We start from the raw sequence: 21,160 nt of genomic DNA on the forward strand, positions 1-21,160 counted from the left end.
CGTAAGCTTCCCTGTCAAGTAGACAGTTGAAAAATAGAGTTCTCAGCGTTTTTTGACAGATATTCAGCAGGTGTCATATCCCCGAGGGAATCGTGTGGCCGCTGCTCGTTGTATGCAAGTTTCCACCAATAAGTGATTTCCCGGACCTCATTCAGGTTGCGAAACAGATACAGATCAAGAACCTCGTTTCGATAGGTTTTGTTAAAGCGTTCGATAAACGCGTTCTGGTTAGGTTTGCCGGGTTGAATATATTGAATTGTCATCCCAACCTGCTCAGTCCAGGAGATAAACTCACCACTGAGAAATTCGGGGCCATTGTCAGTCCGTAAAATATCTGGCAGGCCCCGTTCTAAACGGAGCCTTTCGAAAACTCGAATCAAACGCTGGCCAGTAATCGATGTGTCGATCTCAACATGCAGCAGCTCGCGGTTGAAGTCATCGATCACGTTAAAGGTTCGGAAACGACGCCCCGCATAGAGCGAATCGCTCACAAAGTCGGCTGACCAGACCTGATTCGGCTGTTGAGGCACAAGTAACGGTTGCTGGACACGTTTTGGTAACCGCTTCTTTGCCCGGCGCTTCTGATTCAGGTTCAGCTTGCAGTAAACACGATAAATCCGCTTATGGTTCCAGCGATGCCGGCTACGCAGATATTTGCAGCATTTCCAGAACCCCCAACGGGGATGCTTGTCGAGCAGCATATTGATCGCATCGACAACATCGGCATCACGATCCTGAGCCACAGAACTTTTGTAATAGGCCGCCCGAGATAGCCCGAGACAGCGACAACTGCGCAGCACGGACATACGATGCTCGGTAATCAGGTAATTTACTGCTTCACGCTTGTCAGGCGGCCTTAAAGTTTTTTTTCAATCAGATCCTTCAGGGCTCTGTTTTCCAGGGCCATGTCTGCGAACATGCGCTTGAGTTGAGACAGTTCCTGCTCCATCTCTTTCATGCGCTTGAGATCAGAGGCGCCCATGCCGCCGTACTTCGATTTCCAATTGTAGTATGTGGCGTCTGAAATCCCGTGTTTGCGGCAGATCTCTTTGACTTGAAAACCCGCTTCGCCTTCCTTGAGAATGGCGATGATTTGATTCTCGGTAAAACGTGATTTTTTCATCAGAGCCTCCTGGTCGCATTGTGCCAGAAAACTCTACTTTTGGCATGTCTACCTTTTAGGGAAGCTTACGCCCCGCATGTATGAATGCGGGAAGTTAAACCGTGAAAAACCCCACCATTACTGGGACACCTGATTATTTGCCGGGAAATTCATTGGGTGTGTGGAAAAGATCATGCGTGAGCCGACCATAACCAAAAAAGTGAAGGGGCCCATCCCCAGGGGAGTTCGCTGCCTCGCCTTAGGTGCAGTCGTGTTGTTTGCGCATCTTCCCGTCATTGCCTCTGCCCAAACGGCATGCCCCGGAATTCACGTGAAGATTCTAAACATTAGAAACAGCACCGGAGCAGTAGCGTGCGCGCTTTTCGAATCGCCCGTTGGTTTTCCTACGGAGTTTCTGCGCTCCGCAACCAATATCATGATAATAAAAGTTCGGAATACCCAGGCGCGTTGCGACTTTGAAGACATCGCCCCAGGAACGTATGCGCTTGCCGTAATCCATGATGAAAATATGAACGGCAAACTTGACACCAACTTTCTGGGGAGCCCAACGGAGGGCTACGGTTTTTCAAACGATGCAACATCCTTGCTCGGCGCGCCTTCGTTCTCGGCCTCCTGTCTCCAGTACGACGGACAAAACCTGGATATGACGATCAGCTTGCATTACTGAGTAGCCGTTGTTTAAATACTGAAAATTTCCACGTTCCTTTCTTCGAGCCGGCTCCCCCATTCAGGGGTGCTGCTCCTAACCGCTTGTCATCCATTTTGCAGGGAGCAGGATATGACTGAAGCCATGTACAAAGCTGCTGACGAGAAATTCTGCTCCGAGTGCGGCGCGATCATCAAAGCAAGGGCGGAAATATGCCCCAAGTGTGGAGTGCGGCAGTTCGCACCACCCAATAACCTTGCCGCGGTGGCGCCAAATGGCAAAAGCAAATTGGCCGCAGCTCTCTTTGCCTTGTTTCTGGGCGGTTTCGGCATCCATAAATTCTATCTTGGCCGCATTGGCTGGGGCATCTTCTATTTGTTGTTCTGCTGGACCGTTATTCCCGCCATCCTCGGGATTATCGAAGGCATTCTTTTGCTGGTCATGAGCGAACAGGATTTCAATCGCAAGTACGGCACTGCCTGACATTGCGGTCGAATTGGCGGGCAGGCCGACCACCGCTGCGATTGAAGGAGACAAGCGATGAACACGATCACGACGCAAGACGGCACGCCGATCTGCTAGCGTTCCTCCGGGGGCTGTAGACTTCGAACTCTGGCCTCCCCCCACAAAGCATCTGACCGACGAGCCATTAGACATGCGTAATTCAAAAATCTGGTTGATCTTGGCACTCGCCTTTCTTACCACGATTGTTGGCTGTAAATCCGACGACATGGTGGTGACCCTGACCCGCGATGAGATTCAGGCTCGCGTTGCCCCCCGGTTTCCCATCACCAAAAACTGGTTGGTTCTCAATGTTGCTCTTAGTGAGCCGGAAATTTTTCTCTCCGAGGGCGCAAATCAAATAGGGATCAATACGCTGGTCGAGCTGAACATTCCCTTTCTCAAGCCCATCTCCGGATATCTGGCAGTCGCGGCAACGCCGCGTTACGATGCGGAATCAAAATCATTCTATCTCGATCAGGCCACGGTGGAACGGTTGGACCTGCCGGAACTCACGCCCGAGCTGCAAGCCAAGGCCCGGGAAGCCATTGAGAACATAGCCCGGCAAGAGCTCGCCAAACGTCCGATCTATGAACTCAAGGGCCGCAATCTCAAGGAAATCACCGCAGCCTATACCCTGCAAGAGGTACAGGTGCACGGAGGGAAACTGCGGGCAACTTTTTCGCTGTCACGGTAAACAGCAAGGCGCCTGATCGCTCTTGGCCGAACCAATGGCTTTTCCCTTGCAGCCCTGAGGAAACCCCTCTATTATAACAATATATTTGTTACCTATATTCTTGGCTCACACAGGAGTAACGAAAGTGACCTATTTAAATTTTTTCTCCCTGCTTAGCGCCTTAAGCCTTTTTGCCATTGCCATTGCCTTGGTCCCGACTTTCCTGCAGTTTCGCCGCACCTTGCAGAAAACCGAGGTCCTCATCGAGACCTTGAACACGCACGTGGATCCGCTGTGCAAGTCCCTGACCGAGGCGGCCAACGAGATCCAGCTCCTCTCCATCTCCCTGGGCGACAAGCTGGAAAAGACCGACGCGGTCATCTACACCGCTCAGAAGTCGGCGGACGCCCTGCTCACCACCACCACCCTGTTCAAGGAATCGGTGCGCCCGGTTATCACCACCCTGGGCAGTGTCAGCGCGGGGGTCATGGCCTTCTCGCATTTCCTCAACCGATCATGGACAACACCCAAAAAAGGAGAATGATATGAGCAGAGACGATTGTGACAATTCCAGCACCGCGGTATTGGCCTTCCTGGCAGGAACCGTTGTCGGCGCGGCCATTGCCCTGCTGACTGCCCCGAAAACCGGCCAGGAAACCCGGGAGATGCTGGCCGATTATGGGGCCGAGCTCAAGGATCGGGCCAAGACCCTGCCCGATGATTTTCAGGAATACAAGGAAACCGCCATCGAGCGGAGCAAGGAAATGATCGCCAAGGGCAAGGAACTGATCAGCAGGGGCACGGACCTTGCCACGCAGGGAAAGGATTTTCTCGACGAGAAGAAAAGAACCCTTAGCGAAGCCATCGAGGCGGGAAAGATCGCCATGCAAGAAGAGCGGGAAGCCCTGGCCCACAAGCTGGAAGACAAGGATTAAGTTACACCCTTTGGTTGTTGCCTCCCCTCCCTTGACGGGAGGGGATTGAGGGGTGGGTGACGTTGCAGACTGAGTCCGCACTGGCAAGTCCCCCCACCTCCTAGCCTCCTCCCGCAAAGGGGAGGAGGAACTTACAAAAAAAACGGTGATCTCGTTGTGTTGAGACCACCGCTTTTTTATTCACGCACTACACACACCCCTCACCGTTTGCACTTTCCCGCCCCGCCTGCCTTGCCGCCCCAGTTCAGCTTGTTGCGCAGGATTTCAAAATAATCCTTCTGGGGCGAGCAGATGAGGCGCAGGGGCCTTTCCGAGGCCACCACCTCCAGGGTTTCGCTGGCCGACATTTCCCAGGCCGGCTGGCCATCGACAATAACCTTCGCCTTATTGACCTGCTCGGCAAGTTTGGTGGTGAGACAAACCGCGGCGGGGAGAAGCACCGGCCGGCTCTCCAGCATGAACGGGCAGATCGGCGTAACCAGGATGGACTGCAAGGCCGGATTGACGATGGGCCCTCCGGCGGAAAGGTTGTAGGCCGTGGAGCCGGTGGGGGTGGAAAAGATCAACCCATCCGCCCGGTAGGTTGTGATGTACTTTTGATCGGCCCAGGTGCTTAACTGAAGCAACTGGTCAACGCTGCCCTTGCTGATCACCACATCGTTGAGGGCATAGCGCCAAGCCACCGCCTCGCCGCCGCGATGAATCCTGGCCTTGAGCATCAGCCTTTCCTCAATAACCATCTCCCCGGCGAGAATCCCTTCCAGAACCTCATACCGCTCGCTGACCGCCACCTCGGTCAGAAACCCGAGATCGCCGAGATTCACCCCGACCACCGGCACCCGCAGCCGGCTCGCCTGGTCCGCGACATGCAGCAGGGTGCCGTCCCCGCCCAGGATGATAAGCAGATCCATATCGTCGGCAAGGGTATCCACCTCGGCGCCAATACCCCGCTCCCCCAGCCAGGAAAGCAGTTCCCTGCTCATCGCCAGGGCGGCGGGCGAATCCTTGCGACAGATGATGCCAACCTTGCGAATATTCATGCCTTACCCAATATACCTAAGCACCGTTACGAATCAGCACCTCTGCACTGTTCGTGACAACGCCTTATGCCGTTCTTCCATCCAGACGGCAAGGTTATTTTTGTTGCGACTCCTTGCCGAGGCCGGAGACCACAAGCCTCCCGAGTTCGCTGGAGCGGTTGGTGGCCGCCTCCACCGCGTTGGTGACCAACGCCCTGAAGGCTCCCTTTTCAAGCTCATGCAAGCCGGCAATGGTTGTGCCGCCCGGAGAAGTCACCATGGCCCGCAACTCGGCGGGATGCCTGGTCCCATCCAAAGCCAGCAATACCGAGCCGAGCACGGTTTGCAGGGCAAGGGTCTGCGCCACGGGACGGGCCAGTCCGACCTTGACCCCTGCGTCGATCAGGGCCTCGATAAAGGTAAAGACATAGGCAGGACCGCTGCCGCTCAAACCGGTAACCGCATCAAGAGAGGACTCGTCCAGCACAAAACTGACACCGACCGCATCGAAGATGCTGGTGGCCACGGCCAGATCCTCGGGACTCACGCCCTGACCGGGGCTTAAGGCGGAAGCGCCCTTGAGCACGATGGCCGGGGTATTGGGCATCACCCGGATAACCCGGCAGCCGCGCCCGGAAACCGCGCCTTCCAGCACGGACAGCGGAATCCCCGCGGCAATGGAAATAAGCAGATGGGTCGCGTTTATTGCTTCGCGGGATTCGCAGAGAACTGCGCCGACCACCTGCGGTTTTACCGCCAAGACGACCACCTTGCATTCCGCCCAGACAGCCGTGGCCTCTGAAACCGCGGCAACATTATAGTCCTTCTGCAGCAACGCCCGCCGGGCACTGCTGGGATCGGCGACCAGAATCTGGTCGGCCTTGACAAGCCCGGCTCCTGTGATGCCCTTGATCAGGGCTTCGGCCATCAGCCCACCGCCGACAAAGCCAAGTTTTCCGGAAAAACCCATATCCTGCTCCTCTTGATTAATCAGGCCGAACTGGACCCCCCCGGCCATATTGAGTCATTAATTCTGATACTGTTGCATGGTACCAATTTCCCCCGCCATTGCAAGGATGATTCGCGGCAAACAGCTTCCGCACCCCCGGCGCACACGATCCTTGCCGAACGATGGGCGTAAAAAAACCCGCGGAAGTTGCAACTTCCGCGGGCCGTTCCTCTCGGGAGAGGCTTGCTCGTTTAAGCGAAGCAGGTCTGCCCGGCAAGGGCGATGCTGGGCGGCAACAGATAGGAGAGCAGCTTGTCGCCAGCCTCCTTGGTGCTCACAACCACCTTTTCCAGCACCCGGTTGTCCCCTTCTTTCTTATAGGCAATCAGATCCCAGCGCTCAGGCTGGGCGGCAAGCTGTTTCATCAAGGAGAAATGATGGCTATGCCCGGATTTTCTGGTCACGACATGACCAAGCAGGGGAAAACCCAACAGCGCCAGATCGCCGATCACATCAAGGGCCTTGTGCCTGGCGAATTCGTCGGCAAAACGTAACCCCTCGGCATTGACTATGCCATCATCGTCGATAACCACGGCGTTTTCCAGGGAGCCGCCCAGAGCAAGCCCGCTCTGCCGCAACTTCTCCACCTGATCCAGAAAGCCAAAGGTTCTGGCCCCGGCAACCTCCTGGGCAAACTTCTGGGGGGTCAGCTCACTGGAAAAAATCTGTTTCCTGATCAGGTGGTGATTGAACTCGATCTCGCAGGTGACCTTGAACCCGTCATAGGGCAGGATCTTCACATAGGAATCGCCCTCGACATAGGAGATTTCCTTGTTCACCTTGAGCATCCACTTGCAGGCCTTCTGCCGCTGACGGCCCACCCGTTTCAGCACATGGACAAAAGGACCGGCGCTGCCATCCATGATGGGCACCTCGGGGCCATCCAGCTCGACCACCGCGTTGTCGATGCCCATGCCGAAAAGCGCGGCCAACAGATGTTCGGTGGTGGAGATCATCGCCTCGTCCTCGGTGGCGATGGTGGTGGCAAGCCGGGTGTCGATGATCCGGTCCATGAAGGCCGGGGTTGGCGCGGCCTGCGGCATATCACTGCGGAGAAAGCGAATCCCACTGTTTTTCTCGCCGGGCAAAATGGAGAGGGTGGCAACCTTGCCGGAATGGAGGCCGATACCCGCGAAGCTTACCGGCCTTTTGATGGTGTGCTGTAAAGAATCCATATATAAACACTCTCTTGTAGTCTGTGTGTATTTTGCAACGCTCAAGAAACCATACTGAACTAATGCAAAAAACAGACCAGCGCGAGGCATGCTGGAAAACAAATCAATAAACGCTTTATTATCAATATGTTAAAAAGACAATCCGGAAACAGTGCCCGCCAATGGCTCGTTTGACTGTGGCAAAAAAAACACACCCACCGCCGCCCGTTTTCCTTGGGAGCAGTTTTTTTGCCGCTACAGAGCGTGGGGGGAGAGGTGATCCGCCAGAAACAGATCGAATTCCTGGCCCATGCGAAGTTCAATGGTCAAGGCCAGGATGGGAAACGAACCGAAAAAGGGCCGGAGTTTGACAAAATCCTTCTCCGTGGTGATAAGCGCCTGGGCCCCGCTTGCCCGTGCTGCGGCAACAAGAGCGGCGACATCCTGCGCTGTGTAGTCGTGATGATCCCTGAACTCCTTGGAGCCGGTCACGGAGAACCCCTCCTGCCGCAAGGTCTGGCGAAAGGAGTCCGGGTTTGCGATTCCGGCAAAGGAAAACACCTCCCTGCTCCTGGCCTCGGCCAGGGTGCAAGCCATATCCTGGCTGCTGTGCCAGATCCCGGCAGGAAGATACTCCCCCAAAAACACAGGCTTTGCCGGAAAGGATCCCTGCAGCCGACGGTGAAAATCCTCGACCACGGAACGATTGCTGGCATCCACCCCGGTAATGACAAAGGCATGGGCTCGCCCAAGGGCGGAGAGCGGTTCCCGCAATTCACCGCCGGGAAAAACCCGGCCATTGCCGAGGAGCGTCCTGGCGCTGAACAAAACCAGATCAAGATCACGTCGTAAGGCGAGATGCTGAAAACCATCGTCCATGACAATGAGGTTCGCCCCGAAGGCCTCGACGGCATGCCTGGCAACCCGCGCTCGCTGAGAACCGGTCAGGACCGGCACCCCGGGCAGCGCCTCGGCCAGCATGAACGGCTCATCCCCGGCCATCTCCGGCGGGAGCAACGTTTTCGTCCTATCGGCAACGATATTGATCCGGCCTGCGGCTTTACCGCCATAGCCGCGGCTGACAATGGCCGGCCGCACGCCCCTGTCCATGAGCAAACGGGTTACATAGCGCACCATGGGGGTTTTCCCGGTGCCTCCCAAGGTGAGATTGCCGATGCTGATCACCGGAACCGGCAGCCGTTGTGATTTCAAAAAGATATCGTTCCGGTAGAGATAGGCGCGCACCAGCATGACTAGGCTGTATGCCGGCGAAAAAATGCGGCCGACCAGAAAGAGCACGGCAAGCAGCGGTCTCATCCTCTCCCCTCCCGCGCCAAGATATCACGGATCAGCCCGATGTGCGCAGCGGTAACTCCGCGCCTTGACGCGACCAGCTTCTGCGCCTGGCGCCCTGCCCGCTCCCGCTCAGCCGGATCGTCCAGCAGGAGGGCAAGCCCGGCGCGGAGCTCCCCCCCATCGCGGACAAGCCGGGCCCCGCCAACCGCGAGAAGATCACGGCTGATCTCGGCGAAATCCTCCATGCACGGCCCGAACAGGACCGGCTTGCCATGCACCGCGGGCTCCAAGGGGTTATGGCCCCGCTGGGGCACCAGACTGCCGCCGATAAAAGCCACATCGCACAGGGCGTATACCGAAGCCAGCTCCCCCAGGGTATCGAGGATCAACACCGACCCCTCCCCTGTTTCATCGAGCGAGCGGCGGCAGGCGGCAAAGCTGTGGCGGGCCGCCATGGCGGCAAGCTCGGCGCCCCGCTCCACATTCCGCGGGGCCAGCACCAGAAACAGATTGGCACGAAACCGGAGAAGTTCTTGAAAAACCGTGAAAACAATCTCTTCCTCTCCTTTGTGGGTGCTGCCCGCCACCCAGACCAGAGCCTGCTCCGGAATCCGCAAGGCAGACCGGTCAAGCCCTGGTGTGACAACGCCCCCAGACAGGGCCGCATCGTATTTCAGGTTGCCCAGCACAGCCAACCTGGCCGGGTCAACCCCGAGCTGCCGCATGGCCATGGCATCCTGCTCCGTCTGCATGGCAAGGGCGCGGAAGGAATTAAAAAGCGGCCTGAAAAGCCAGCGGAACCTGCGATATCTGGCCAGGGAGCTTTCCGAGACCCGGCCATTGACCAGCAGAGAAGGGATGCCCCGCCGAATGAGCTCCCGCAGAAAATTCGGCCAAAAATCGGTTTCCACCAGAACAAAAAGATCGGGCCTTGCCCAGGAAAGCAACGCCCTTACGCTTATGAGCAGATCAAAGGGAAAGGGCGCAAAACAATCAACATGCTCATGGAGGGTGCTGCGGGCAAAAGACTCCCCGGCCCGGGTGGCCGAGGAAAAGATGATGATCCCTTGGGGATACTTGCGCCGCAGCTCCTGCACCAGATTCCGGGCGGAAGCCACCTCCCCCACGGACAGGGCATGCACCCAGATGCGGGGTCGACGCGAACCGTCAGCGCAGGGGCTTTTCCCAAGGCCGAAGCCCAGCCGCTTGCCGACACGGCTGCGGTACTTGGGGGTCAGTATAACTTTGACGAAAAGAAGCGGAGCGAATACAATCACCCCCACCGTCATGAACAGATTGTAAAAAAAAGCCGATACCATATCCATTATGAACCTGATCCTACTCCATCCGCGGGAACTGACCAATCAGCATGTCACCCTGACCGGACGCCGCGCCGAACATATCCGCAAGATCCTCCGCGCCACTGTTGGAGACACTCTCCGGGTCGGCATGCTGGGCGGGTTGCTCGGCACCGGCTGCATCCGGGAGATGGCAGGCAACACCGTTCTCCTTGAGGTGCAACTTACCAGCGAACCTCCCCCCTTGCCGCCCACCGACCTGATCCTGGCCGTGCCCCGCCCCATCATGCTGAAACGGGTCTTGGCCCAGGCGGCCTCCATGGGGGTGAGCCGGATCTTCCTGGTCAACGCCAACCGGGTTGAAAAAAGTTTTTTCAGCTCCACCCTCATCCAGAGCAACGACTTTACCGAACCGCTCTGCCTTGGCCTTGAGCAGGCCATGGACACCAGACTGCCGGAGATCTCCGTTCATCCCCGCTTCCGGCCATTCGTGGAAGATTTTCTGCCCGGGCTGCTCCGCGATTGCCCCATCCGGCTCCTCGCCCATCCGGAAGGCGACCGGACCATTGCCCAGGCGGCGGAAGGATTGTTGGGCCAGCCGGACCAACGGGCAATCCTGGCCATCGGCCCGGAGGGGGGCTGGGTAGACTTTGAGGTGCAACGCTTCAAGGAGCAAGGCTTCATGCCCTTCAGCCTCGGCGCCCGCATCCTCCGGGTAGATACCGCAGTTCCGGCCCTGCTGGGTCAGCTCAGCCTCCTGCGCCAAATCCCCTAAACACCAGAAAACATCATCACCAGCCGAAACGCTGCCGGACCCGTTCCACCAGCATGGTCAGTTCCTTAAACCCCAAGGTATAGAGCGTCACCCCGTAGACCGCTCCTCCGGTGGCAATGGCCATTGCCAGGACGGCCAGGCTGGCCGCGAAACCGTCCAGGGCCAAAGGGGCCAGGAGCTGACGTAACCCGATCAGCCAAAGGGCCATACCCAGGGAAGCGGCCAACACCTTGCCCAGACCGGCAAACAGATAGCGCAGGGAATACCCGCCGAGCTTCCGGTACAAGACCGTGCTCAGGAAAAGAAAATTCAGGATCATGGCGCAGGAAATGGAAAGGGCAAGGGCCTTATGCTGCAAAAAATCGATGGTGAGCCAAACCAGAAGCACGTTGACCGCCATGGTCAAAAAGCTACCAACCACCGGATAACGGGCCTTATCCAGGGCATAAAACACCGGCACCATGATCTTGACCGAGGAATAGGCAAAAAGCCCCACGGCATAACAAGCCAAGGCCTCGGCGGTTCGTGTGGTGGCCAGGCTGTCAAAGCTGCCGTGCTGAAAGATCACCCGGGTGATGGGTTCGCCCAGCAGAATCAACCCCAGCGAAGCGGGAATAGTCAGGGAGAAGGCCAGGGTCAGCGAGGAGGCGTAGGTTTTTCGCAGGTTGCCCATATCCTTGAGCGCGGCATACCGGGCAATCACCGGCAGGGTCGCGGTGGAGAGCGCCACCCCGAAAAGGCCCACCGGCAGCCAGAACAGGCGGAAGGCGTAACTGAGCCAGGAAAGGCTCCCCTCGGCCAGGGAAGAGGCGAAATAGGTATTGAGCAGCACGTTGATCTGCAACGGGGCAAGGCCGATCACCGCCGGGGCCATGAGTTTCAGGATGCGGCGCAGTCCGGGATGGCGGAGGTCTAGCTGGGGCATAAAGACAAACCCGGCCTTGAACAGGGCGGGCAATTGGCAGCCAAGCTGGAGCAGGCCGCCGATCAGGGTGCCGATGGCCATGCCCACGATGGGCGGCTGCCCGAACCGGGGCATGAGCAGGGCAAAACCCACGCCGCCGACGATGGAACCAAGATTGAAAAAGCCCGAGGCCAGAGCCGGGATGAAAAAACGGCCCCGGGTGTTTAAAATCCCCATCACCACGGAGGAGAGGGAAATACAGATAAGAAAGGGGAACATGATCATCGAAAGCAGCGTGGTGAGTTCGACCTTTCCCGGAATCGCCTCAAACTCGGCCTCAACCATGAAACCGACGATCCGCTCTGCGAAAAACACCCCCAACAGGGTAAGGCAACTGAGCAGAATCCCAATAAAGACCAGAACATTTCCAGCCAGGACCCAGGTCGCCTTTTCTCCCTTGTTGGTTTCATAATCGGAAAAAACCGCAACAAAGGCGGCGCTCAAGGCGCCTTCCCCAAAAAGATCGCGCAGGAGATTGGGGATGCGGAAGGCCACCACAAATGCGTCAAAGGCAAAGCCCGCCCCGAAAAACACCGCAAAAACCTGCTCCCGGACCAACCCCAGGATACGGCTGCACATAACCGCCACCCCGACAGTGCCGGCGGACCTGGCTATTTTCCCTGTATCCTGTGCGGGTTTTTCCATGAAAAGCAACCGAAGAAATATGGATATCCTGACAACAAACACTTCCCCTCGACACATGCGAGGATTGATGCGGCTCTCATTTCACCGACCAAAATAGCAGGTTGCCGGGCAGAAGACAACAGACATTCCAATTAGCTGCTTGACTTCATTGGATTTTTCTTACTAAGATACAGACCGACAGCACCTGTCTGAAGGAGACTGCGCATGACATCATACACCGGCGGCATACTGACCATCAGCGACAAGGGGTCGCGCGGGGAACGGGAAGACACCAGCGGCCCGCAACTGCGGGAAATGCTCAACGAACAGGGATATTCCGTGGTGGCCTATACCGTGGTGCCGGACGAAGTCGCCATCATCGAAGAAACCCTCCGGACTTGGGCGGATGAATTGAAAATTGACCTGATCCTGAGCACCGGCGGCACCGGCGTTTCCCCCAGCGACCGGACCCCCGAGGCTACCCGGTCGGTTCTTGACCGGGAAATCCCGGGCATCGGCGAGGCCATGCGTCTGGCCAGCCTGCAAAAAACCCCCAATGCCATCCTCTCCCGGGGGATCGCCGGCATCAGAAAACAGAGCCTGATCATCAACCTGCCTGGCAGCAAAAAGGCGGCCAAGGAAAATCTGGAGGCGGTGCTCCCCGCCTTGCAGCATGCCATTTACAAGATCAAGGGCGGAACCAAAGACTGCGGAAGCTGAATCCACAACAAAAAAAAGGCCCACGGGGAACCCCGCGAGCCTTGACCAGAACAGCATAACGTCAAGCAATCAGCCGCAATCCACCTCAACAGCCATGGTATCTTTTTTCTTCATGGCGTCAATCTCCCCGATCAGATAGGGGGTTTCCCCCAGGGCGATCAGTTGCTGCATGCAGTCATCCACCTGTTTTGCATCAACCACCACCACCATGCCGATGCCGCAGTTGAAGGTGCGGCACATCTCATGGGCGGAGATCTTGCCATTTTTCTGCAGAAAATCAAAAACCGGAAGGACCTGCCAGCCCTTCTTGTTGATCACCGCCTTGCAGCCATTGGGCAAGACCCGCGGGATATTATCAATAATGCCGCCGCCGGTTATATGCACCAACCCTTTCACCTTGAAGTTTTTCACCAGATTCAGCAGGGTTTCGCTGTAGATCCTGGTCGGCCGCAGCAATTCCTCGCCGAGGGTGCAGCCGAATTCATCGATCCGGTCGTTGACGCTGAGCCCCATTTCCTCGAAGCAGATCTTGCGCACCAAGGAAAAGCCGTTGCTGTGCACTCCGCTTGAGGCAAGGCCGATCAATTTGTCGCCGACGCTGATCTCGGAGCCGTCAATCAGCCTGTCTCGCTCGCAGATTCCGACCACGAACCCGGCAATGTCATAATCGCCGGCCTGGTAGAGGCCCGGCATCTCGGCCGTTTCTCCGCCGATCAAGGAGCATTTGGAAATCTCGCATCCCTTGGCGATGCCCTTGACCACATCGGTGGCAACCCCGAGGTCGAGCCCGCCGGTGGCGAAATAATCCAAGAAGAACAGGGGATGCGCGCCGCAGACGATGATATCGTTCACGCACATGGCCACCAGGTCGATGCCGATGGTGTCATGCTTGTTACACATCTCGGCGATCTTCAGCTTGGTGCCGACCCCATCGGTTGACGACACCAGGACCGGATCCTGAAATTTGCCGCTGCCCAGGGCGAAGAGGCCACCGAACCCGCCGATGCCGGTAAGCACGCCGGGACGAAAGGTAGAGGCGACAATCGGCTTGATGGCATCGACAAAGGCGTTGCCCTTATCGATATCAACGCCGGATTCCGCGTAACGAGAGATTTCTTTCTTTGCCATAATCGTCTTCGGTAACCCCAAATTCTCAATCTTGTAAAAAAAGAAGCAGCGGACAAAAAATCCGTGCTGTACGTTCGTAATTTGATCCACAGGGGAAATGAGCCTCTAGCGCAACGGCCCTGATTCCTTATTTTTTCACGAGACCATCTTTAATTGCCAACCCCATAAAAGTCAATCAGTTTTCCTGTAATCCGCCGGGAACACAAGGGTTGCGCAACAGCCGGACAAAAGCACCTTTCACCCATATCACCCTTGCCTTGATTGAAAGTGTACTCTGTTCAACCGGAGAAACTCAAGCGCATTTCATCCCAGGCGCACGAATTGCCGGAAACCGCCAGCCGCCAAGAGCTTGTCGGGAAAAATCACTTGCGCGGTTGACCTCCACCGCATTCTGCATTATTTTACGCTGAAGCTTTTAATGAAATACCGAGGTTCCCCCTCTTGTTTTCCCGCTGCTCCTTGGCGCGTGTTTTTTGTTTCCACATTAAAAAAATCACGTCTCCAGCCTTGTGAACCGGCAAGAGAATAGCGCCCAGGCCGGTGCGCCAGTAAACCGGCTCCCCCCTCACCGATACCAAGAGGCCATGCGCCTACGGAGGATATCACCATGGATATTGAACGTTGCATCAAGCTTGCCAGCGAAGAACACTTCTGTCCCTATTGCAAGGAACGGCTTTCCTGCTGCGAAGCCCCGCCATTCCACATCGGTGACGGGTTGGGCTGGGGATCGGACATCCTGTTCATCTGCCTCAACAACGACTGCTCCATTTTTGCCAAAAGCTGGGAGCAATTCGAAGAACGTTACGGACACAAGGCATCCTGCCGCTACATGCTGCTTCCGGGAGAGGACACCGGGATGACCATCATGGTGGGCGGCGCGGACGCCTTTACCGGATCAATAATTGACATCGAGGCCATCCAGAAGCAAAACCAGCGCCACACCAAAGAAAAAACCCATACCGCGGACCTGGATAACTGCGTGGTGGAAAACAATCTCACCCCGGCGCTCTGTCTTGTCCTTGACAACTGTGCGGATCTTGCGGCGCGTAAGCGGGCCTGCGAGCTTCTGGTGGACCTGAACAACCTCGACTGCATCGATCCGATCCGCAATCACAAGTTCGTCCATGGCGATATCGAGATGCAGGCCAACATGTCCATTAAACAGCTCCTGGAAAACAACCATCGCAAGGAATGCCCCTACTGCATGGAGATTGTCAAGTCCCAAGCCAAGATGTGCAAGCACTGCAGCAAAGAGTTATAAGCCTGCGCCCCCCCGACTTTGCCCTTGCGAAACAGAAACCGATTGATTATATAGGGTGCGTTGGTTCCGGGGAGGATATCCCCCATATGGTGAGCGTAGCTCAGCTGGTGGTAGCACCGGGTTGTGGCCTCGGAGGTCGTGGGTTCAAGTCCCATCGCTCACCCCATTAAGTAGTCCAGCAACGTCCAACGAAGAACATAAACCCGCTCCCCACAAAGGAAAGCGGGTTTTTTGTTGTCCAGTGTCGTCCGATAAAAACCATTGCAATCCGGGGGTAAGTGGGGGTAACATTGGGGGTAACAGGTGAAAATGTGAAAGCAGTTACCCCCAAACAACGGGAAACCCTTGATAGCAAGGAGGAAATCCCATGGCCTCAACGCTCACAGACGCAGCATTACGCACCGCCAAGCCCAAAGAAAAGCCATACAAGCTTTTTGACGGCGGCGGCCTCTTCCTGCTTGTTACCCCCACCAAGAAAAGCGAGTTACCCTCAAATGGCGCCAGCAAGTGGTGGCGGTTCAAATATCGCTTCGGAGGAAAAGAAAAACTTCTTTCCTTTGGCACCTACCCGGAAATTTCCCTCTCATCCGCCAGAGAAAAAAGAGACGCGGCCCGCAAGCAGATAGCGGAAGGCTTTGACCCTGGCGAAGAACGGAAGGCCAGCAAGTCAGGATCGGGCAGCTTTGAAGCCGTGGCCCGTGAGTGGATAGCGCTGAAAAGCCCTGGCTGGTCCCCTTCTCACATCGAGAAAACAACCTCCATCCTTGAAAAAGACGTTTTTCCCTACATCGGCTCCCGTCCTGTTGGCGAAATAACACCGCCCGAAATGCTGGCCTTGCTGAAACGAATAGATACCCGTTCATCGGTCACTGCAAGAAAAGCGTACAGCACATGCAGGCAGATTTTTTTTAACGCCATTGCCCATGGACGGGCGACAATAAACCCGGCTGACGGACTTACCGTGTTGCTTTCCCCCAAACGGGTAAAACACATGGCGGCCCCCACCGAACAAGGCGAGGTATCACGCCTTCTGAAAGCACTACCGACTTACCCCGGCACCTTCCCCGTCCGCTGCGCCTTAATGCTCTCCCCGATATTTTTTGTGCGACCCGGCACCATGCGCGGCATGGAATGGCAAGATGTGGACCTTGGCCGGGCAGAGTGGCGCATACCCATTGAGCAGTTGAAAAGACGGCAAATAGATAAGGACGCCAGGCGCGGCGAGATTGGCCTTATTGTCCCCCTGCCCCGGCAGGCCGTGGCGATTCTGCGAGAGTTGCACCAGCTTACAGGCGGCGGGCGGTTCGCTTTCCCTGGGACACGCCACAAGGAAAAACCAATCAGCGAAAATACCGTGCGCACCGCACTTCACGCTATGGGCTTTACCAAGGAGGACATTACCCCGCACGGCTTCCGGCACATGGCGTCAACACTGTTGCATGAAATGGGGTTCCCCTCTCACCTTATTGAAAAGCAACTGGCCCACTCCGACAAAAACAAGATCCGGGCAGTTTACAACCACGCCGAGTATATGCCGGAACGCCGGAAGATGATGCAGTCTTGGGCGGATTATCTGGAGTTGCTGGCGACTGGTGAGGAAAACAAGATCGTGCCGATTAGAGCGGCAAAGATGAAGTGCTGACATGACAAGGGAAAGACCACAATATAAGGGTCAAAAGTTGGCGGAAACCTCTGTCCGTGCCATCCCCCCAAAGTTATACCAAGAATTGAGGAAATTCTGCCCTGACCAGCAACCAGCGGACAGCCCTTGGGGCTCTACTGCCGATGAGTTTGCAAATGAAATTATTGCAGAGGCGATATGGGCTGCTGAGCAGCTATTTTGCATGCAGGAGGATATTACCAAGGGACAAGTGAGAGCAGAATGGGAAGATTTGCAACAAACACTGAGGTCAGCAAAGAGGAACCTTGAGGCCGGAAAGCATAAGCTGAGAAACATTTCCCCTGGCCTTGATCGCCTCTTAGCCCTTGATTCGGATCCACTTGGCTGCGCAGATCAAATGGAAATTTGTTCTTGTTTTGTATCAACCTTGATTGATCACCTTGAATTTGCTTCTTCGAGAATTGAAGGCCTGCGGAAATCTGACAGACCAGATCAAAAAGAGCATTGGGTTGCTGTGGAAATGGCGATTAATGTCCTGAGGGTGTTAAAAAAACATGGCATACCCCCTTCGATATATGCATCGGCAGATCACTCGGGTTGCCAGTCCAAGGCAGTAACTATTCTCTGGACAATTGGGGAGCACATCGGTCTGGCCATGTCACTGATAACTTGGCGTGATATTATCGGAGAGGCAAGGCAGCAAGCCGCCGATCTCAATCAAGAAGTAGCTAACCCCCAGAGTTAGGGGGGGGATGCTACTGCTATATTTCAAACTTCGCATTTCTTAAAGTGTCTCCAAAGCTTAGCGGCCAATCCCGGCCAACAGCAAAGGAGGCACAATGGAAAATCAAAAACCCATCCCCGAAAGCGCTTTTCTCCGCCTGAAGCAAATTCTCGGCAACCCGAAAGCTGACCCCCCAATCCCTGCAATTATCCCCGTCTCAAAGAGCACTTGGTGGGAAGGTGTGGCTTCTGGCCGCTATCCCCGTCCCGTGCGTCTGTCTGCAAGAACTGTGGCTTGGAGTGCTGAAGAAATTCGCGCCCTGATTGCAAACCTTATCGCAGGGGGTGAACATGTCTGAAAAAATTGATGAAAATTTGGATAATGAGACTTTGTTTCAACCAGCGACGCTCGCAGGCTTCATCAAGGCGGTTACGCATGAGGATGGAAAAGTGGACCTACTCCTCGCACATAATATGAGGATGCCACTCCTTGCTACTACCCTATTTCCTGGTGATATGGCCCCTCGCACTCTGCGCAAACTGAACAAGCTGGAATTGGAAATAAATTCCTGGCTGCTAAGGACAGCGTTACGCCAGTTGCGTCAGGTGCATAAGTACCTGGAGCGGCCGCAGGGCTTTCGGAAAACTTGGGGAGGAGGTATCACGATACGCGAAATCGAAGACCTTCTGCTTTTCTTCATGTTTATTGCAGGCGAGTTGTTGCCTGAACAGCAGCGGGTGGTGGACGCGGTGCGCGTGGCAACATCCAACTGGCGGGAGGCTTTGAGATGACGAAGCCGGAAGCCGATAGAGCCGAAATCGATAAAACCCTTAAAACCCTTTTTGCCCCGGATGCAGTAGTTGAAATCCGGGCGATCCATAAAAAACGGAGGCGCATCGATGCTGGCTATTTCGATGGGGGTCGCCGTAGCGAACTGATCAACGCAGCTACCAGGGCGAACAAGGCCGGTGCGAATGTCTATGTCACCATGAACCCCATTAATCCCCAACTGTTGAGCCGTTACAACAACAGGCTTGAAGAACATGCAGCGTCAACCGCCACAGACAAAGACATAACTCGGCGTCACTGGCTCCTGATCGACATTGATCCTGTCCGACCCAAAGATACAGCAGCCACTGATGAACAGCTACAACTTGCCAAGGCCCAGGCCCTTAATGTCTATAAATTCCTTCAAAAGGCTGGTTGGCCGCGCCCTGTATGTGGAGAATCTGGAAATGGGGTACACCTTCTTTATTCGATTGACTTACCGAACGATGATGAAACTACAGGCCTGATTAAAAACATCCTGAACACGTTGGGCGATCTGTTCGACACTGATACTGTAAAAATTGACCGAGCGGTATTCAATGCGGCACGTATTACTAAACTATACGGCACCGTGTCCACTAAGGGCGACCACACCGAGCAGACTCCGTGGCGCCTGTCCAAAATTACCAGTGTCCCTCCAAGTCTCACCAAGGTCAAGACAGAGCAACTTCGGGCAATCATCAAGCCAGCAGCAAAAGCAATGGCTCCTGTTCCGAGCAGCAAATTTAATTTAGACGAATTTCTTAACCGGCTTGGCATCCTCTCACAGAAAGACCGCCACGGCGAAAGGGATCGCTACAAGCTAGACCACTGCCCTTTCAACCCTGAGCACGGCAAGGGCGAAGCCGCGATTTTTCGTAGTGACGACGGTATTCTCGGGTTCAAGTGCATGCACAACAGTTGTGCAGATAAAGGATGGCGCGATGTGCGGGCGCTTGTTGATGGGTCCAGCATAGCGCAACTTGGGGAGAATTTGACGGAGCCCGAACCCAGAGACGATGACGCCACCATTCAACGCCTGGTTGCCCTCTCCCCTCTTCAATATGACCGGGAACGAAAAGATGTGGCCAAGGCAATGAAGGTGAGACCCGCCACCCTGGACAAGATGGTCCAGGCAGCCAGGAAAGAGGAAGAGACAGCCACCGGCCTCACATTTGACGACATAGAGCCTTGGTCTGAGCCGGTGAACGGAGCCGACCTACTCTCCGAGGTTGAGGCCACGGTTCGACGGTTCATTATCTGCCAACCGGAAACGGCCCATGCTGTGGCCCTGTGGGCTGCAATGACGTGGTTCATGGACGTGGTGCAGGTAGCGCCATTGGCGGTCATCACGGCCCCGGAAAAGCGTTGCGGCAAGTCTCAGTTGTTATTTCTGCTGGGGCGCCTGGTGTATCGGCCTCTGACCGCAAGCAACATATCCACGTCGGCCTTGTTCCGCACCATTGACGCCTGGCGGCCTACAATGCTTGTTGATGAAGCGGATTCCTTCATGAAGGAAAACGAAGACATGCGTGGCTTGCTCAATAGCGGCCATACAAGGGATGGCGCGTATATCATCCGGGTGGTGGGCGACGACCACGAGCCCAAGCGGTTTAACACCTGGGGGGCCAAGGCTCTGGCTGGTATTGGCAGAATTGCCGATACCCTTATGGATAGGGCCGTTGTTCTTGAGCTGCGGCGCAAGCTGCTGCATGAACAGGTGGTGCGGTTGCGGTATGCCGAGCCCGAGCTGTTTGAAACCTTGGCGGAAAAACTGTGCCGCTTTGCCGAGGACCACCAGGAAGCTGTGCGCAAGGCGAGGCCCGATCTTCCATCCATGCTCAATGACCGGGCACAAGACAATTGGGAGCCTCTGCTTGCCATTGCCGATGTAGCCGGTGGGCAGTGGCCGTCTCTTGCCAGGGCGGCAGCCCTGAAGCTGTCTGGCACGTCCGATTCCTCTGTGACCATCGGAGTGGAGTTGCTTTCTGACATTCAAGAGATTTTTGGCACAAAGCGGGTGGATCGGATCAACACGGCGGGCCTGATAGCATCCCTCTGTGAAGATGATGAAAAGCCGTGGGCAACTTACAACAGGGGGGTTCCGATCAAGCCCCGGCAGGTTGCTCGCAAGCTGGCTGAATATGGGATAAAGAGCAATACAATCCGCATTGGCTCCTCTACTGCAAAGGGGTACAAGCTGGATCAATTCACAGAAACATTTTTGCGTTACTTGGCCTCTACCCCCTCTCCAAGCGTAACACCGTCACAACCCGCGCTGGACGGGCATTCATCTGTTACGGATAGCGAGCCCCTGAACGTTGTGGATTAGCTAAAGGTAACGACAAAACCCGCATGGGGAAAGGGATGTGACAGTGTTACGGATAAAAGGGGAGTATGCGTAAAAAAATAATCAATCGACACAACACCAAGGAAAACTTGCATGCACGACTTTATAAATAGAATAAGCTACATGGAGCATTTGAAACGCCGCCGAGCTGAGCGCCAAGCCCTCCGAGACGCAATGCCCAAGCCACAGTCAATTCATCAAAGGGTTGAAGCCTGGTTTGCCGGCCTCTCAGATGCCGATAAAAGCCGCGCCTGGTCGATGCGGGAACTCCGCGAGATATTCTCAGGGGAAACGCCCCAGTGGATCGGTGCCGCCCTTTTTGACCTGGGCTGGACCCGAAAAAGAATGTGGCGGGATGATCGGCCAACCGCGCGGTATTGGTTTAAAAGTCGAAGTTCATAGGTGCCAGTGCACGATCAAGGGAGACCGCGACGTGGACGCAATGGAACTAGCGAAGGCTTGCGAAGAACTGGGTGGCGGGGAGATTTTTTTGAACTGCATCGACAAGGACGGGACCAATTCCGGAATT

At 55.7% G+C, this 21,160-nt stretch carries 21 protein-coding genes, 1 tRNA gene and 1 pseudogene; 15 read left to right on the plus strand and 8 right to left on the minus strand.

Translation table 11 applies throughout. The features are described 5' to 3' along the window. Positions 1–14 precede the first annotated feature (14 nt). Positions 15–1,123 (minus strand): IS3 family transposase gene (locus MWR57_RS06620; RefSeq protein WP_423124016.1). Its coding sequence is split into 2 segments (ribosomal slippage): positions 15–862 and positions 862–1,123, totalling 1,110 coding nucleotides; the frame shifts between segments, so codons are not numbered across the junction. A gap of 172 nt (positions 1,124–1,295) precedes the next feature. Between MWR57_RS06620 and MWR57_RS06625 the strand changes: the two genes are divergently transcribed. From MWR57_RS06625 to MWR57_RS06645, 5 genes are all read left to right on the plus strand, one after another. Beyond that, positions 1,296–1,790 (plus strand): DUF2141 domain-containing protein, encoded by a 495-nt coding sequence (locus MWR57_RS06625; RefSeq protein WP_423124017.1) that lies wholly within the window; start codon positions 1,296–1,298, stop codon positions 1,788–1,790. Positions 1,791–1,901: 111 nt separating this feature from the next. Continuing rightward, positions 1,902–2,252 (plus strand): NINE protein, encoded by a 351-nt coding sequence (locus MWR57_RS06630; RefSeq protein ID WP_423124018.1) that lies wholly within the window; start codon positions 1,902–1,904, stop codon positions 2,250–2,252. Positions 2,253–2,424: 172 nt separating this feature from the next. Next, entirely contained in the window at positions 2,425–2,967 is a 543-nt protein-coding gene (locus tag MWR57_RS06635) for a DUF1439 domain-containing protein (RefSeq protein WP_423124019.1), read from the plus strand. Positions 2,968–3,091: 124 nt separating this feature from the next. Next, positions 3,092–3,490: a DUF948 domain-containing protein gene (locus tag MWR57_RS06640; RefSeq protein WP_423124020.1), complete on the plus strand. Its 399-nt coding sequence runs from the start codon at positions 3,092–3,094 to the stop codon at positions 3,488–3,490. 1 nt (position 3,491) lies between these two features. Continuing rightward, entirely contained in the window at positions 3,492–3,881 is a 390-nt protein-coding gene (locus MWR57_RS06645) for a YtxH domain-containing protein (RefSeq protein WP_423124021.1), read from the plus strand. A 200-nt stretch (positions 3,882–4,081) separates the two neighbouring features. Here the strand turns inward: MWR57_RS06645 and MWR57_RS06650 are convergent, their stop codons facing one another. The 5 genes from MWR57_RS06650 to MWR57_RS06670 all read right to left on the minus strand — a co-directional run bounded on the left by MWR57_RS06650 (position 4,082) and on the right by MWR57_RS06670 (position 9,684). Further along, positions 4,082–4,921, minus strand: coding sequence for an NAD(+)/NADH kinase (locus MWR57_RS06650; RefSeq protein ID WP_423124022.1), 840 nt, complete (start codon positions 4,919–4,921; stop codon positions 4,082–4,084). 94 nt (positions 4,922–5,015) lie between these two features. Further along, positions 5,016–5,870 (minus strand): pyrroline-5-carboxylate reductase, encoded by an 855-nt coding sequence (gene proC, locus MWR57_RS06655; protein WP_423124023.1) that lies wholly within the window; start codon positions 5,868–5,870, stop codon positions 5,016–5,018. 230 nt (positions 5,871–6,100) lie between these two features. Then, positions 6,101–7,084 carry a UDP-3-O-acyl-N-acetylglucosamine deacetylase gene (lpxC, locus tag MWR57_RS06660; protein WP_423124024.1) on the minus strand — a complete coding sequence of 328 codons (984 nt, stop codon included), beginning with the start codon at positions 7,082–7,084 and terminating at the stop codon, positions 6,101–6,103. Positions 7,085–7,318: 234 nt separating this feature from the next. Continuing rightward, positions 7,319–8,380 (minus strand): tetraacyldisaccharide 4'-kinase, encoded by a 1,062-nt coding sequence (gene lpxK, locus MWR57_RS06665; protein WP_423124025.1) that lies wholly within the window; start codon positions 8,378–8,380, stop codon positions 7,319–7,321. Beyond that, the gene (locus tag MWR57_RS06670) at positions 8,377–9,684 is read right to left on the minus strand and encodes a 3-deoxy-D-manno-octulosonic acid transferase (protein WP_423124026.1); all 1,308 of its coding nucleotides are present in this window, start codon (positions 9,682–9,684) and stop codon (positions 8,377–8,379) included. Before MWR57_RS06670 ends, lpxK begins: the two co-directional genes overlap by 4 nt. A gap of 1 nt (position 9,685) precedes the next feature. On the opposite strand from MWR57_RS06670, the gene MWR57_RS06675 reads away from it, so the two are divergent. Beyond that, entirely contained in the window at positions 9,686–10,432 is a 747-nt protein-coding gene (locus MWR57_RS06675) for a 16S rRNA (uracil(1498)-N(3))-methyltransferase (RefSeq protein WP_423124027.1), read from the plus strand. 16 nt (positions 10,433–10,448) lie between these two features. Here the strand turns inward: MWR57_RS06675 and murJ are convergent, their stop codons facing one another. Further along, positions 10,449–12,041, minus strand: coding sequence for a murein biosynthesis integral membrane protein MurJ (murJ, locus tag MWR57_RS06680; RefSeq protein ID WP_423124028.1), 1,593 nt, complete (start codon positions 12,039–12,041; stop codon positions 10,449–10,451). 204 nt (positions 12,042–12,245) lie between these two features. Between murJ and MWR57_RS06685 the strand changes: the two genes are divergently transcribed. Next, complete coding sequence (locus MWR57_RS06685; RefSeq protein WP_423124029.1) at positions 12,246–12,740, plus strand: MogA/MoaB family molybdenum cofactor biosynthesis protein; 495 nt, start codon at positions 12,246–12,248, stop codon at positions 12,738–12,740. Positions 12,741–12,809: 69 nt separating this feature from the next. Here the strand turns inward: MWR57_RS06685 and purM are convergent, their stop codons facing one another. Beyond that, positions 12,810–13,868, minus strand: a complete 1,059-nt coding sequence (gene purM, locus MWR57_RS06690) for a phosphoribosylformylglycinamidine cyclo-ligase (RefSeq protein ID WP_423124030.1) — start codon at positions 13,866–13,868, stop codon at positions 12,810–12,812. 607 nt (positions 13,869–14,475) lie between these two features. On the opposite strand from purM, the gene MWR57_RS06695 reads away from it, so the two are divergent. The 8 genes and pseudogenes from MWR57_RS06695 to MWR57_RS14445 all read left to right on the plus strand — a co-directional run. Beyond that, positions 14,476–15,129 carry a hypothetical protein gene (locus tag MWR57_RS06695; RefSeq protein ID WP_423124031.1) on the plus strand — a complete coding sequence of 218 codons (654 nt, stop codon included), beginning with the start codon at positions 14,476–14,478 and terminating at the stop codon, positions 15,127–15,129. Positions 15,130–15,218: 89 nt separating this feature from the next. Continuing rightward, positions 15,219–15,295, plus strand: a tRNA-His gene (locus tag MWR57_RS06700). Positions 15,296–15,496: 201 nt separating this feature from the next. Further along, positions 15,497–16,771 carry a tyrosine-type recombinase/integrase gene (locus MWR57_RS06705; RefSeq protein ID WP_423124032.1) on the plus strand — a complete coding sequence of 425 codons (1,275 nt, stop codon included), beginning with the start codon at positions 15,497–15,499 and terminating at the stop codon, positions 16,769–16,771. Between the two features lie 37 nt (positions 16,772–16,808). Then, positions 16,809–17,495, plus strand: a complete 687-nt coding sequence (locus MWR57_RS06710; protein ID WP_423124033.1) for a hypothetical protein — start codon at positions 16,809–16,811, stop codon at positions 17,493–17,495. Between the two features lie 94 nt (positions 17,496–17,589). Then, positions 17,590–17,832 (plus strand): helix-turn-helix transcriptional regulator, encoded by a 243-nt coding sequence (locus MWR57_RS06715; protein ID WP_423124034.1) that lies wholly within the window; start codon positions 17,590–17,592, stop codon positions 17,830–17,832. After that, on the plus strand, positions 17,825–18,265 hold the full coding sequence (locus MWR57_RS06720) for a hypothetical protein (RefSeq protein ID WP_423124035.1): 441 nt from the start codon (positions 17,825–17,827) through the stop codon (positions 18,263–18,265). The genes MWR57_RS06715 and MWR57_RS06720 overlap by 8 nt, the downstream gene beginning before the upstream one ends. Beyond that, positions 18,262–20,613 (plus strand): DUF3631 domain-containing protein, encoded by a 2,352-nt coding sequence (locus MWR57_RS06725; protein ID WP_423124036.1) that lies wholly within the window; start codon positions 18,262–18,264, stop codon positions 20,611–20,613. The genes MWR57_RS06720 and MWR57_RS06725 overlap by 4 nt, the downstream gene beginning before the upstream one ends. 424 nt (positions 20,614–21,037) lie before the next feature. Next, a pseudogene (locus MWR57_RS14445) lies at positions 21,038–21,157 on the plus strand (HisA/HisF-related TIM barrel protein); the annotation flags it as partial. Positions 21,158–21,160: the final 3 nt, after the last annotated feature.

The sequence above is a fragment of the Hydrosulfovibrio ferrireducens genome (genome assembly GCF_046883345.1).
Classification (GTDB): Bacteria; Desulfobacterota; Desulfobulbia; order Desulfobulbales; family Desulfurivibrionaceae; genus Thiovibrio; species Thiovibrio ferrireducens.